This is a genomic window from Terrabacter sp. P5_B1 (genome assembly GCF_056400505.1).
In genome coordinates this window covers 1-13769 of the sequence record NZ_JBFULD010000075.1, presented here as the reverse complement: position 1 = coordinate 13769, position 13769 = coordinate 1, and the positions used below count along the sequence as shown (strand labels likewise).

12 protein-coding genes are annotated in these 13769 nt (G+C 70.5%); 5 read left to right on the top strand and 7 right to left on the bottom strand.

Translation table 11 applies throughout. The features are described from left to right. The 3 genes from AC1DP0_RS07775 to tdh form a co-directional block, all read right to left on the bottom strand. Positions 1-655, bottom strand: a 655-nt coding sequence (locus AC1DP0_RS07775) for a cation:proton antiporter domain-containing protein (protein WP_478083407.1), incomplete at its 3' end; no start/stop codon positions are given. A 33-nt stretch (positions 656-688) separates the two neighbouring features. Beyond that, on the bottom strand, positions 689-1366 hold the full coding sequence (locus tag AC1DP0_RS07770; protein ID WP_478083406.1) for an alpha/beta fold hydrolase: 678 nt from the start codon (positions 1364-1366) through the stop codon (positions 689-691). A gap of 11 nt (positions 1367-1377) precedes the next feature. Then, on the bottom strand, positions 1378-2415 hold the full coding sequence (tdh, locus tag AC1DP0_RS07765; protein WP_478083404.1) for an L-threonine 3-dehydrogenase: 1038 nt from the start codon (positions 2413-2415) through the stop codon (positions 1378-1380). Between the two features lie 32 nt (positions 2416-2447). On the opposite strand from tdh, the gene AC1DP0_RS07760 reads away from it, so the two are divergent. Next, entirely contained in the window at positions 2448-2942 is a 495-nt protein-coding gene (locus AC1DP0_RS07760; RefSeq protein ID WP_478083402.1) for a Fur family transcriptional regulator, read from the top strand. Positions 2943-2965: 23 nt separating this feature from the next. Here AC1DP0_RS07760 and AC1DP0_RS07755 read toward each other — a convergent pair whose 3' ends face one another. The 4 genes from AC1DP0_RS07755 to AC1DP0_RS07740 are packed head-to-tail and all read right to left on the bottom strand — an operon-like array spanning position 2966 to position 8346. Beyond that, positions 2966-5161 (bottom strand): alpha-galactosidase, encoded by a 2196-nt coding sequence (locus AC1DP0_RS07755; RefSeq protein WP_478083400.1) that lies wholly within the window; start codon positions 5159-5161, stop codon positions 2966-2968. Between the two features lies 1 nt (position 5162). Further along, positions 5163-6080: a carbohydrate ABC transporter permease gene (locus tag AC1DP0_RS07750; RefSeq protein ID WP_478083398.1), complete on the bottom strand. Its 918-nt coding sequence runs from the start codon at positions 6078-6080 to the stop codon at positions 5163-5165. A gap of 2 nt (positions 6081-6082) precedes the next feature. Further along, entirely contained in the window at positions 6083-6976 is an 894-nt protein-coding gene (locus tag AC1DP0_RS07745; RefSeq protein ID WP_478083396.1) for a carbohydrate ABC transporter permease, read from the bottom strand. A 17-nt stretch (positions 6977-6993) separates the two neighbouring features. Beyond that, on the bottom strand, positions 6994-8346 hold the full coding sequence (locus tag AC1DP0_RS07740; RefSeq protein ID WP_478083394.1) for an ABC transporter substrate-binding protein: 1353 nt from the start codon (positions 8344-8346) through the stop codon (positions 6994-6996). 383 nt (positions 8347-8729) lie between these two features. On the opposite strand from AC1DP0_RS07740, the gene AC1DP0_RS07735 reads away from it, so the two are divergent. The 4 genes from AC1DP0_RS07735 to galK form a co-directional block, all read left to right on the top strand. Further along, entirely contained in the window at positions 8730-10727 is a 1998-nt protein-coding gene (locus AC1DP0_RS07735; RefSeq protein ID WP_478083393.1) for a beta-galactosidase, read from the top strand. A 2-nt stretch (positions 10728-10729) separates the two neighbouring features. Further along, positions 10730-11506 carry a DeoR/GlpR family DNA-binding transcription regulator gene (locus AC1DP0_RS07730; RefSeq protein ID WP_478083391.1) on the top strand — a complete coding sequence of 259 codons (777 nt, stop codon included), beginning with the start codon at positions 10730-10732 and terminating at the stop codon, positions 11504-11506. Next, entirely contained in the window at positions 11506-12633 is a 1128-nt protein-coding gene (galT, locus tag AC1DP0_RS07725; RefSeq protein ID WP_478083409.1) for a galactose-1-phosphate uridylyltransferase, read from the top strand. The genes AC1DP0_RS07730 and galT overlap by 1 nt, the downstream gene beginning before the upstream one ends. Beyond that, positions 12630-13769: galactokinase (gene galK / locus AC1DP0_RS07720; protein WP_478083389.1), on the top strand; the 1140-nt coding region annotated here is incomplete at its 3' end. The genes galT and galK, both read left to right, overlap by 4 nt.

Here is a 13769-nt window from a genome sequence, read left to right as displayed (position 1 = left end):
GCACGAGCACCGTGACCGTCGTCTCCACGTACGCGTCATGGATCCTTGCGAGCACGAACCGGGCGACGACGCCGAGGACGAGGCCGCCCAGCACGCCTAGGACGACCGCCTCGAGCAGCTCGAGGGCGACCTGCCCGCCGGTGATGCCGCCCGTGACGGCCGCGAGGATCGCCACCTTGTAGGCCACGAGGGCCGTCGCGTCGTTGAACATGCCCTCGCCCTCGAGGATCGTGACCAGGCGGTGGGGCAGCCGGAGCCGCCGGGCCACGGCCGTGGCCGCGACCGGATCGGGCGGGGAGACGATGGCGCCCAGCACCCACGCCACCGACCACGACAGCCCGGCTGCGTGCGCGACGACGGCGACCACCGCCATGGTGGCCAGGGTGAGGCCGACGGCCAGCACGAACACCGGGCGGGCGTGCTCGCGGAACTCCGTCACGGTCGTGCGCTGCGTCGCAGCGAACAGCAGTGGCGGCAGCACCACCGGCAGGATCAGGGAGGGGTCGAAGGAGAGCGGGTTGACCGGTGTGACGAGTGCCAGGGCCAGCCCGAAGACGGTCAGCAGCACCGGTTGCGGCACTCGCACCCGGTCGGCGACCGGCGTGAGCACGATGACGCCGAGCATGACGACGAGGGCCAGCAGGAGGGTGCTCACCGTCTGAACCTACGACAGCATGCGCGTTGGGTCTCAGCCCTCGCTGCCAGGTGCGTCGAGGAAGGCGTGGGTGAGGTCGGCGAGCTCGCGCGCCGACTCGGTGTTGACGAGCGGGCCGGCGCCGTCGATGACATGTAGGCGCGCGGTCGGCAGCTGCTTCGAGAGCTCCTGTGCTGCAGTGATGCCGGCCTTGTCCTTCGACCCGGCGACGAGCAGCACGGGCGCGGTGATCGACCGCAGCGACTCGGTCCCGTCGAAGCCCTTGAGCGCGTCGAGCACGGCGAGCATCCGCGGGCGCGAGACACCGGCGTCGACGAGCTTGCCCTCGGGCACGAGCCGCATCGCGAGGCGTTGCATGCGCAGGGCTCCCTTGCTGGGTCGCACGAGCGCGCCGCCGAGGACGAGATGTCCGACGAGCTCGGGCCGCTCCACTGCGAGGCGCAGCGCGACGCTCGCACCGACGGACACTCCGACGAAGTCGGCCTGCCGCACGCCCTGCAGCTCGAGCTCGTCGGCGACGCCAGCGGCCGCGGCGCCGAGGTCGAAGCCGACGGGATCCTTGGGCTTGAGGCCCTTCATCCAGGGTGCCGTCATGGGACGACCGGCGCCGTAGGCGGACACGAAGTCCTGCCACGCGATGGGCGACTGGCCGAGCCCGTGGAGCAGCACGAGCGGACGGGGACGGGCACTCGGGTCGGGGGCAGACGGCATACGAAAACCCCTCAGCTCCAGTCGAGGACGACCTTGCCGCACTGACCTGACCGCGCGGTCTCGAAGGCCTCCTCCCACTGCTCGGCGGGGAAGCGGTGCGTGATCACCTGGGTGACGGCGGCGCGGAAGCGCTCCGAGGTCGCGATCATCTGCGACATGGCGTACCACGTGTCGTACATCTCGCGGCCGTAGATGCCCTTGAGCGTGATCATGTGGGTGATGACCTTGCCCCAGTCGAGCTCGTAGCTCTGGTGCGGCAGGCCGAGCAGCGCGATGCGGCCGCCGTGGTTCATGTTGGCGATCATGTCGGTGACGGCCGGAGCGGCTCCCGACATCTCGAGGCCGATGTCGAAGCCCTCCTTCATGCCGAGGTGGGCCTGGGCGTCAGCGAGGCTCTCGCGCGTCACGTTGATCGTCAGGTCGGCCCCGGCGTGCTCGGCGAGCGAGAGGCGGTAGTCGCTCGCGTCGGTGACGACGACGTAGCGGGCGCCCGCGTGGCGCGCGATCGCGGCGGCCATGACGCCGATCGGGCCGGCACCGGTGATGACGACGTCCTCGCCGACCATCGGCCACTGCAGGGCCGTGTGCGTCGCGTTGCCGAGCGGGTCGAAGACGGCGCCCAGGTCGGGGTCGAGGTCGGCGGGCTGGATCCACGCGTTGCTCGCCGGGATGACGACGTAGTCGGCGAAGGCACCGTCGCGGTTGACACCGATGCCCTGGGTGCGGATGCAGAGGTGGCGGCGCCCCGCCCGGCAGTTGCGGCAGCGACCGCACACGATGTGGCCCTCACCGGACACGCGGTCACCGACGGCGAAGCCCATGACGTCCTCACCGACCTCGGCGACCTCGCCGTAGAACTCGTGGCCGATGACGAGCGGCGGGGTGACGGTTGCCTGCGCCCAGTCGTCCCAGCCGGCCAGGTGCAGGTCGGTGCCGCAGAGGCCGGCCCGCAGGACGCGGATCTTGACGTCCGCGGGCCCGCACTCGGGCTCCGGGCGGTCGACGAGCGTGAGGCCGGGGCCTGCGGTCAGCTTGGTGAGTGCGCGCACGGGGAGAGTCTGCCACTGCCGATAATGGGTGCGTGTCCCCCACTGCCGAGAGCCCGCGCGTGGCCGGTGCCGTCTCCCACCTCCGCTCCGCGGGCGAGCGCGTCACGCCCGCGAGGTATGCCGTCCTGCGCGTCGTCGACGCGGCCGACCTCGCCGACGAGCACCTCACGGCCGAGCAGATCGGGGCTCGCGTCGCCGAGGCCGAGCCGTCCGTCCACCGGGCAACCGTCTACCGGACCCTCACCTCGCTCGTCGAGACCGGCGTCCTGTCTCACGTCCACCTCGGCGGCTCGGCCACGGTCTACCACCTCGCCGAGCCAGCGCCGGCCGACGAGCACGTCCACGATCACGACCACGCCCACGCCCACGTCCAGTGCCACGTGTGCGGACGGGTGCTCGACGTGGCACCGGACGTGTTCGACGAGGTGGCCCGGCGGCTGCTCGACGAGGTCGGCTTCGTCGTCGACACCGGCCACGCCGCCCTGCTCGGCACCTGCCGGGAGTGCCACAGCGCCCGTACCCCCTGACGCCCACCCGTCGAGGGGCGGGGTCAGCGGGCGCGGACGTCGAGGAGGTAGCCCTGGGCGGGGCCGATCGCAGGAACGGGGAGTCCCACCCCCGTCAGCACCGCGCCGGGCACGACGAGGCCGTCTTCAGCCAGGGCCCGCTCCCACCAGGCCGGTGCGACGTGCTGCACGACGGCGGGCAACCCCGCTTCGGCGCGGACGCGGACGGCATACGACCGGGTGCGGTCGAGACCCGGCAGCGGCAGCGACCCGGTGACCGCGTCGCGGCCCGTCACGAGCCGGGCGACGGAGTATGCCGCGTGGCTGCGGTCGGCGTCGACCGTGCCCGTCACGAGCACGGTGCCGTCCGGACTCTCGGAGCGCACGAGGTCACCGGTGTGCAGCAGCGGTCGCAGCTCCCGCGCGAGCGCGGTCCATGCCGTCAGTGCTTCCAGCTCGTCGTCGGAGCACGTGGTGATGTCCCACTCGAGACCGGGGTGGCCCTGGAGCGCCATGAGCATGCGGAAGCCGAGGTCGACCACGCGGTGCGTCGTGTGCGCCGTGGCCGGACCGATGTGGGTGCCCATCAGCTCCGCCGGCACGAGCAGACTCGTCCAGCGCTGGATGCTGGCCCGCTCGAGCGCGTCGTTGCAGTCGCTCGTCCAGATCCGGTCGGTGTGGTCGAGCACCTCGAGGTCCACACGCGCGCCGCCGCTGCTGCACGACTCGATCTCGAGCCGCGGGCGCCGCGCCCGGAGCTCGTCGAGCAGCCGGTAGTAGGCGAGGGTGTGGGCGTGCACCGCCGGGGCGTCGACGCGTCGACCACCCGGGCCGTCGACGGTGTGGACGGCCTCGAGGAGGTCCCGGTTGTGGTCCCACTTGATGTAGTCGATGCCGATGTCGGCGACGAGCCCGCTGATCCGCTCGAGCAGCTGCTCGAACGCGGCCGGGTTCGTCAGGTCGACCAGCTGCTGCCAGCGCCACGCGCGCGGCGAGCCGGCGGCCGGGCGCAGCACCCAGTCGGGGTGCTCGCGCACCAGGTCGCTGTCCTCGTTGACCATCTCGGGCTCGAACCACAGCCCGAACTCGAGGCCGAGGTCCTTGACGTGGTCGACGAGCGGCCCCATGCCCTCGGGCCAGACGTCGGTCGAGACGACCCAGTCCCCCAAGCCGGCGCGGTCGTGCCGCCGTCCGCCGAACCAGCCGTCGTCGAGGACGAAGCGCTCGACGCCGATGCGGGCGGCCGTGTCGGCCAGGGACTTCAGGTGGTCGAGGTCGGTCTCGAAGTAGACGGCCTCCCACGTGTTGAGCACGACGGGCCTTGGACGAGAAGGGTGCCCGGCGCGGGCCCGGAGGCTGCGGTGGAGACGGCGCGAGAGGCCGTCGAGCCCCTCGGTCGAGTGGACGAAGACGACGGTCGGGGCGGCATACGTCTCCCCCGGGGCGAGGCGCACCTCGCCGGGAGCCAGCAGCTCGCCGCCGCCGAGGACGGCGTGGTGGCGTCCGGCGCCCTCGGGCAGCGCCTCGACGAGGTGCTCGTGGTTGCCACTCCACGCGGTGTGCACCGCCCAGACTTCGCCTGTGCGCCAGTCGAACCCACGGGTGCCCACCATCATCAGCAACGTCGCGTCGTGGCCGGTGCGGCCGCGCCGGCTCGCGCGGAGGTGGGCGCCGTGGTCGAGCCGGCTGCGCTGCGGCGACCGCTCACGGCACCAGCGACCGGTGAGGTCGAGCACCTCGTCGGCGCGCACGGGCAGCGGCAGGATCGCGCGCAGGGCCGAGACGTCGAGCGGCGCGCTGTCGTCGCTCCTGTTGGTCACGGACGCATCGACGCGGAGCACACCGTGCTCGTCGAGGGCGTGCCGCAGCTCGAGGCGTATGCCGTCCGGCGAGCTGGCGCGCGTCACGATCGTGGTGCCCTCGGCGGCGCACGTCACGTCGTGCCACCGCACGGCGCCGGCGCCCCCGTCCCGGTGACCCGACCAGCCGGGCGTGCCCGACCAGCCGTCGGCCTCGCCGGGCAGCACCGTGAGCGGCCAGGCTGCGTCGATCGCGCTGGGCGGGACCGGTGCCGTCGTGACGGCGGAGAGGACGGCATACGTGCTGGCACCTCCCTCGAGCACCCCTCCCCAGTGGACCACCTCGGGCAGCCCCGAGCCGCCGGGGCGCGGCTCGAGCACGAGCGCGGTCCCGGCGGACTCGATGTGGAGCGTGGACAGGTCGGTCGTCAGGTCGGTCACGTCATCCCTTGGTTGCGCCGAGCGTCAGGCCGGCGACGAAGTGTCGTTGGAGCACGAAGAAGATCACGAGCGTCGGGATCGCGATGATCACGGATCCCGCTGCCACGAGGTTGTTGTCGGTGAAGAACTGGCCCCGCAGGTTGTTGATCGAGCTGGTGACCGGATACTTGTCGCCCTGTTGGAGCAGCACGGTGGCCCAGAAGAACTCGTTGTAGATCCACGTCGTCTGGAGCACGGCGAGTGCAGCGATAGCCGGACGGCACAGCGGCAGCGTGATCTGGAAGAACTGCCGCGTGACGCTCGCACCGTCGATGACAGCCGACTCGTAGAGCTCGCGGGGTAGGGCCTTCATGTAGTTGCTCAGCACAAAGGCGCAGAAGCCGATCTGGAACGCCATGTTGACGAGGATCAGACCGAGGAGGCTGTTGAGCAGCGTGCCCGAGTCGCTGACCCACAGCGGCACCGAGATGGCGCGGAACATCCGGTAGACCGGGATGAGCAGGGCCTGCGGTGGCAAGAGGTTCGCGGCCAGGAAGAAGCCGAGCAGCGCGAGGTTGAACTTGTACGAGAAGCGCGCAACGACGAAGGCGACGCAGCAGGACAGGAAGAGCGTGAGGATCACCGCCGGAACCGTGATGATCAGCGAGTTCATGAAGTGCAGCCCGAAGTCGCCCTGCTGCCAGGCGTTCTTGTAGTTGTCGAGCGTGAAGCCTCCCCACGAGATGTAGCCGTTCTTGGCGGTGTAGGCGTAGTCGCGGAACGAGTTGACCAGCGCGAGCAGCAGCGGGAAGAGCCAGATCAGCGAGATCAGCGTCAGGACGAGCGGCAGGAACCAGCGCCGGCCCGACCGGGCGCCGCCCTCATGGGACTTGAGCATCGCCTGCTGGCGCTCCTCGACAGGGTTCGGGGCGACGGACATGGTCAGTCCTCCTTCATGGCGATGCGCAGGTAGATGACGACGAGCACGCTGGAGATGAGCAGCATGATCGTCGCGAGCGCCGACCCGAAGCCGATGCGGCTCGCCTCCCCGACGACGTTCTGTGTGACGAGGGCCCCGATGAGCTCGAGACCGTTGCGGCCCTTGTTGATCACCCAGACGATGTCGAAGGCCCGCAACGACTCGATGAAGGTCACGACGACGACGATGATGTTGATCGGCCGCATGACCGGGAAGACGACCCGGAAGAACGTCGTCGTCTCGCTCGCGCCGTCGATCTTGGCCGCCTCGCGCAGCGACGGGTCGACCCCCTTTAGGCCGGCCAGGTAGAGCAGCATGATGTAGCCGGCGTGCCGCCAGCTGGCGGCGACCAGGACGGCCCAGAGGTTGACGTTCGGGTCGCCGTACCAGTCGGTCGTGCCCCCCGTGATCGCGTTGAGCAGTCCCTGGTCGCGCGAGTAGATCAGCTGCCAGATGAAGCCGATCAGGGCGAGCGAGAGCACCACCGGCAGGTAGATGCTCGTCTGGTAGAACCGCGTGCCCGCCAGCCCACGGTCGACGAGCACCGCGAAGAGCATGCCGAGCGGGGTCGCGATCAGGAACAGCACCGCCAGCCAGATCAGGTTGTGCTGGATCGCCGGCCAGAACGGCGGGTAGATCGTCGCGATGTCCCGGTAGTTCTGCAACCCCACCGGTTTGATGCCGGAGAGCGGCCCGATCCCGTCCCAGTTGGTGAAGGAGAGCAGGACCGTGCCGACCGCCGGGAGCCAGACGAGCCACACGACTAGGACCGTCGGCACGATGACCATGAGGCCTACGACGACCTTGTCCCGTGTCGAGAGCTGGTCGATTCCCTTGTACTTTCTCTTGCCCGCCATCGGAGCTCGCCTCTCGATCAGGAACCGAAGATGCTCTTCTTCTGGGCCTGGATGTTCGTCAGCAGGCTGTCGATGTCCTTCGGGTTCTTGATGAAGCTCTGGATCGCCGGGATCATCACGGTCGAGGCGAAGTCAGGGCGGGTGTCGCGGTCCATGAACTGCGTGATCGACTTGGCGGACTTGACGAACTCGAGCGACTTCTTCTGCAGGGCGGTGTAGTTGCTCGTGTCGGCGGTGCCGTTCGTCGCGATGACGCTCGGGTCGGCCTTGAGGGCGAGCAGCTGCGCCTCGGGCTGCGAGATGTAGTGGAGCAGCTTCTTGGCGGCGGCCTCGTTCTTCGGCTTGGCGCTCATCATGTAGCCGTCGATCGGGGCCTCGACGACGTCAGTGCCGACCGTCGAGTCGATCTCGGGGAACCCGAAGAAGTCGAGGTCGTCCTGCTCGGCGCCCTTGGCGAACTGCTGGGCGACGAACGAGCCGAGGACGTACATGCCCGACTTCTTCTGCTGGAGCGACTGCGCCGCCTCCTGCCAGGTGCGACCGAGCGAGTCCGGCTGGTGCAACGGGAGGATGCCGGCCCAGGTGTCGAAGACCTTCTTGACCTTGGGGTCGGTCCAGTCCTCCTTGCCGGCCATCAGGCTGACGTGGTAGTCGTAGCCGTTGACGCGCAGGTTGATCTGGTCGAAGGTGCCCATGGCGGGCCAGCCGTCCTTGTCGCCGAAGGCGATCGGGGCGAGGCCGTCCTTCTTCATCTGCGCACCGAGCGCGTTGAGCTCGTCGAGGGTCTTGGGGACCTGGTAGCCCTTGTCCTTGAACAGGCTCTTGCGGTAGAAGACCGCCCACGGGTAGTTGGTGATCGGCACGAAGTACTGCTTGCCGTCGGCGCCGGTGGAGGCCTTCTTCAGGGCGTCGCTCATGCCGGTGATGTTCTTCCACACGTCGGTGAGGTCGCCGACGAGCCCCTTCTCGGCGAAGAACTGCATGCGGTAGCCGGCGAACCACGTGAAGACGTCGTCCGGCGAGCCCTGCAGGTAGTTGTTGATGTTCTCCTGGAAGGAGTTGTGGTCGACGGTGTTGATCTTGACCGTCGTGCCGGGGTTCGCCTTGGCGAAGGCGTCCATGTAGGACTTGACAGCCGCCTTCGGCACGGCGTCGGACTGGTTGGAGCCCACGGTCACGGTGCCGGTCACGGCCCCCGTCGGGACGCCGGTGCTGCTCGAACCGCTGGAGCTGCACGCGGCGAGGCCGCCGGCGCCGAGCAGGGCGCCGACGCCGAGGGCGCCGCGCAGCAGGGTCCGGCGGTCGACTCCGCGGACGGACGGGGGAACCATGCGGGCGAGGTACTCGGCCTCGTTCGAGGGGCGGGTCATTGCGGTCTCCTTTGACGCTGGGCCGGGTTCGTTGTCAGGCAAAGGGACAGAGTCGAACATCCGTCACCAGAAACCTCCAACAACAAACAGAGAATGTCGGCGCCCGCAGGCCGTGTCAAGAGATTCGTCGAGACCCACAGTCGTCCGCGGCCGAACCGAGACCAACGCAGCAGCCCCAGAGCCGGATGTACACCGTTGTAAACGGAATTCGCGCCCATAAGAGGCGGAGTGACCGTGCCGGCGGTCGCGTCCACGAGCAGCGTGCCCGCTCGACCGCCTTGCGCGGGGCGGCGCCGTCGCAGCGTCGACAGTTGCGCAACTTACCGAATGATCGTGTTTGAAAATGTTGACACCATGAGTCCCCAGGAGACACCCTGTGTCCCATGCGCTCATGGCCGACGAAGACCCTGGCACTCGGTGGCGACTACAACCCGGAGCAGTGGCCTCGCCCTGTCTGGGACGAGGACGTCGAGCTGATGCAGCGCGCCAACATCTCGTTCGTCAGCCTCGGCATCTTCTCGTGGAGCTGGCTCGAGCCGGCCAAGGGCGAGTACGAGTTCGAGTGGCTCGACACGATCCTCGACAAGCTCCACGCCGGCGGCATCGCCGTCGACCTGGCAACCGCAACCGCGACGCCGCCGCCGTGGCTCTCGGCCGCCCACCCCGAGATCCTGCCCGTCGACGTCGACGGCCACACGCTGTGGCCGGGCAGCCGGCAGACCTGGTGCCCCACGTCACCCGTCTTCCGTGACTACGCCGTGGCCCTGACCCGGCAGCTGGCCACCCGCTACCACGAGCACCCGGCTCTCGCGATGTGGCACGTCTCCAACGAGTACGCGTGCCACAACCTGCCCTGCTACTGCGACGAGTGCGCCCGCCACTTCCGCGCCTGGCTGCAGCGCCGCTACGTGACCCTGGACGTCCTCAACGACGCGTGGGGCACCGCCTTCTGGAGCCAGCGCTACACCGACTGGGAGCAGATCCTGCCCCCGCGGCGGTCGACGACCTTCAACAACCCGACCCACGTGCTCGACTACAAGCGCTTCAGCTCCGATGCCCTGCTCGAGCACATGCGAGCCGAGCGCGCGGTGCTCGACGAGCTCTCCCCCGGCGTGCCGGTGACGACGAACTTCATGACGCTCGACCACTTCCGCCACCTCGACTACTCGCAGTGGACGCCCACCGTCGACGTCGTCAGCACCGACCACTACATCGTCGACGCGCTGCCGCACCCCCGGGCCGAGCTCGCCTACAGCGGCGACCTGACGCGGGGTCTCGCCGGCGRCCGGCCATGGATGCTCATGGAGCACTCCACGAGCGCCGTCAACTGGCAGCCGACCAACCACGCCAAGGCCTTCGGCCAGACGATCGGCGACGCGCTCGCCCACGTGGCCCGCGGCGCCGACACCATCGGCTGGTTCCAGTGGCGACAGTCGCGCGCCGGGTCGGAGAAGTTCCACAGCGCCGTCGTCCCGCACGCGGGCGCCGACAGCGCCCGTTTCCGCGAGGTCGAGGAGCTCGGCCGCATCGCCGGCCGTCTCGGCGAGCTCGTCGGCAGCCGCGTCGAGTCCCGCGTCGCGATCCTCCATGACTACCAGGCCATCTGGGCCGCCGAGGGACCGTGCATGCCGAGCTCCGAGCTCGACGCCCTGGCCGCGGCGCAGGCGATCCACCGAGCGCTGCACGACCGCGGGGTCACGGCGGACGTCGTGCACCCGTCAACCGACCTCACGGCATACGACCTCGTCGTCGTGCCGCAGCTCTACCTCGTCAGCGACGAGCACGCCGCGGGCATCGCGGCCGCCGCCGAGGCGGGAGCACAGGTGCTCGTCACCTACTTCTCCGGGATCAGCGACGAGAACGACCACGTCCGGCTCGGCGGCTACCCCGGCGCCTTCCGCGACCTGCTCGGCGTCCGCGTCGAGGAGTTCTTCCCACTCGGCCCGGACGAGACGGTGGCCCTCGGCAAGGGCACCGGCACGTGGTGGAGCGAGGACGTGACCGCCCTGCCCGGCACCGACGTGCTGACGACGTATGCCGAGGGTCCCCTCACCGGCCGACCCGCGGTCACCCGTCGGGCCGGTGACGACAACGCCGGATCTGCCTGGTACCTCAGCACCCTCCCTGACGACGCGACCCTCGGCGCCCTGCTCGACGACGTGCTCTCCGCCGCCCGGGTCGAGCCCGCCGTGCCCGGTCTTCCCCGTGGCGTCGAGACGACCCGCCGCAGCGACGGGAGCCGCTCGTGGCTCTTCCTGCTCAACCACACGGACACGGCGCACACCATCTCGGCAAGTGGGTACGACCTCGTCGCGGACGCCCCTGTCGACGGCACCGTCCGCCTCGCCCCGGGTGGCGTGGCCGTGCTCAGAGAGGACTGACGATGCTCGCCAGCCAGCGGCGGTCGGTCATCCTCGAGCTCGTCGAGGAGTCGGGCGCCGTCAAGGTGTCCGACCTCGTCGAGCGCCTCGGGGTGTCCGACATGACGATCCGCCGCGACATCGAGCGCCTGTCGACCGACGGCCTGCTCGAGCGCGTGCACGGGGGCGCCCTGGCGCTCGGCGACACCCGCAGCAGCGAGGAGCCCGGCTTCTCGGCGAAGTCGCTGCTCCAGCGGGCCCAGAAGCAGGCCATCGCCAAGACCGCGGCGCTGCGCGTCGAGGTCGGCAGCGCCATCGGCATCTCGGCCGGCACGACGACCTACGAGCTGGCTCGAGCCGTCAAGGACATCCCGCAGCTGACCGTGGTGACCAACTCCGTCCCCGTCGCGCAGCTGCTCCACGAGTCGGGCGCACCGGGCCAGACGGTCGTGCTCACCGGTGGGGTGCGTACCCCCTCCGACGCCCTCGTCGGCCCGGTCGCCGTCTCGGCCCTGCGCGCCCTCCACGTCGACCTGCTCTTCCTCGGTGCGCACGGCGTCGACGACCGGACCGGCCTGACCACCCCCAACCTCGTCGAGGCCGAGACCAACCAGGCCCTCATCTCGTCCGCGCGGCACGTGTGCCTGCTCGCCGACTCCTCGAAGTGGGGCACCGTCGGACTCAGCACCTTCGCCGACCTCTCCGAAGTCGACCTGTTCGTCACCGACTCCTCCCTCCCGGACCGTGCCCGCGCGGCCGCGCGCGAGGTCGTCGGCTCCCTCGAGATCGTGGAGGCATGATGTCGACCTCGAGCCGGACCAGCATCCGTTTCACGTCGCGGAGCCTCGCCGACGGTCGGGAGATCATCTACGTCGACGAGCCGGGCACGCCCGAGCGCATCGCCGAGGACCCGCGCCCGGTGGAGCCGCGGGTGCAGTCGGGCGAGCTGCGCCACGACGCGCTCGTCGACGACTGGGTCGCCGTCGCCGCGCACCGCCAGCACCGCACCTTCATGCCGCCCAAGGACGAGTGCCCGCTCTGCCCCGCCGGACACGGGTCCGTGCCGTCGGAGATCCCCGAGCGGGACTACCAGGTGGTCGTCTTCGAGAACCGGTTCCCGTCGTATGCCGTCACCTCGGTCGGGGCCGAGGCCCCCGACCCGAGCGGCATCTTCGACACGCGCCCAGCCGTCGGCCGTTGCGAGGTCGTCTGCTTCACGAGCGACCACGAGTCCTCGTTCAAGGACCTCCCGGTCGGGCGGGTGCGCACCGTCATCGACACGTGGGCCCAGCGCACCGAGGCCCTGGGCGCCATCCCGGAGGTCGAGCAGGTCTTCGCCTTCGAGAACCGCGGTCGCGAGATCGGCGTGACACTCCCGCATCCGCACGGGCAGATCTACGCCTACCCCTACGTGCCCGACCGGACGAAGTCACTGCTCGAGACGGCTCGCCGCCACCACGAGCGCACCGGTCGGCTCCTCGGCGCCGACATCCTCGCGGCCGAGCAGGCCGACGGCTCAAGGGTGGTCGTCTCGGGGACGCACTGGACGGCATACGTCCCCTTCGCAGCGCGCTGGCCGCTCGAGGTGCACCTGGCCCCGCACCGCGACGTGCCCGACCTCGTGGCGCTCGGCGACGAGGAGCGCGACGAGCTGGCCGTCATCTACCGCGACCTGCTCGGCCGCCTCGACCGCTACTACGTCAACGAGGACGGCTCGCCGGTGACGCTGCCCTACATCGCCGCCTGGCAGCAGGCCCCGGCGAAGACCGGGCGCGACGTCTCGCGGCTGCACCTGCAGCTCATGTCGGTGCTGCGCGGGCCGGGGCGCCTCAAGTTCCTCGCCGGATCCGAGTCCGGCGTCGGCGGCTGGGTCAACGACGTCGCCCCGGAGAGGGCCGCGGCTCGACTGCGGGAGGTCGCCCCGTGAGCGAACGCCCTCCCGCCGAGGTCGTCGAGGCGGTGGCCGAGGCCTTCGAGCGGACCTTCGGCAGTGCCCCCGCGGGCGTGTGGTCGGCCCCCGGCCGGGTCAACCTCATCGGCGAGCACACCGACTACAACGGCGGGCTGTGCCTGCCGATCGCCCTGCCGCAGCGGACGTATGCCGCCGTGGCCCGGCGCGACGACGGTGTCGTCCGGATGGCCTCCGCCCAGCAGGACGGAGTCGTCGAGGTCGCCCTCGACGACATCTCGCCCGAGCAGCCCGGCGACTGGGGCTCCTACGTCGCCGGCGTGCTGTGGGCGCTGCGGCGGGACGGCCTGACCGTCGGGGGTCTCGACGTGCTCGTCGACTCCACCGTGCCCTTCGGGGCAGGGCTCTCGAGCTCGGCAGCCCTCGAGTGCGCGGTCGCCGCAGCTGCAAGCGACCTCTTCGACCTCGACCTGCTGGGGTCCGCCGACGGTCGGGCGCGGCTGGCCGCGCGCTGCGTCGAGGCGGAGAACGTCATCGCCGGCGCTCCCACTGGAGGCATGGACCAGTCGGCGTCGCTGCTCTGCGAGGAGGCGGCCGCGCTCCTGCTCGACTGCCGGTCGGGCGATACGCGGCACGTGCCCTTCGACCTCGACGCCGCGGGCTACGTCCTTCTCGTCACCGACACCAAGGCCGAGCACGCGCTCGTCGACGGCCAGTACGCCGCCCGCCGCGACGCGTGCGAGCAGGCTGCGCGGGACCTCGGGATCGAGACGCTCCGCGAGATCGACCCGTCCGGGCTCGACGCCGCTCTGGAGCAGCTCGGGTCCGACGAGGTGCGGCGACGGGTCCGCCACGTCGTGACCGAGATCGACCGGGTCACCCTCGCCGTCGCGGCCCTCGAGGCCGGGGACCTCGACGAGGTGGGTCGGCTCTTCGACGCCTCGCACGCCTCGCTGCGCGACGACTACGAGGTGTCGTGCGAGGAGCTCGACGTCGCGACGGCGACCGCGCGGTCGCACGGAGCCCTGGGCGCGCGGATGACCGGTGGCGGCTTCGGCGGCTCGTGCATCGCCATCGTCAGAGCGTCCGACGCCGACGCGGTGACGGGTGCCATCGCAACGGCCTTCAAGGACGCTGGCTTCACGGCCCCGGTC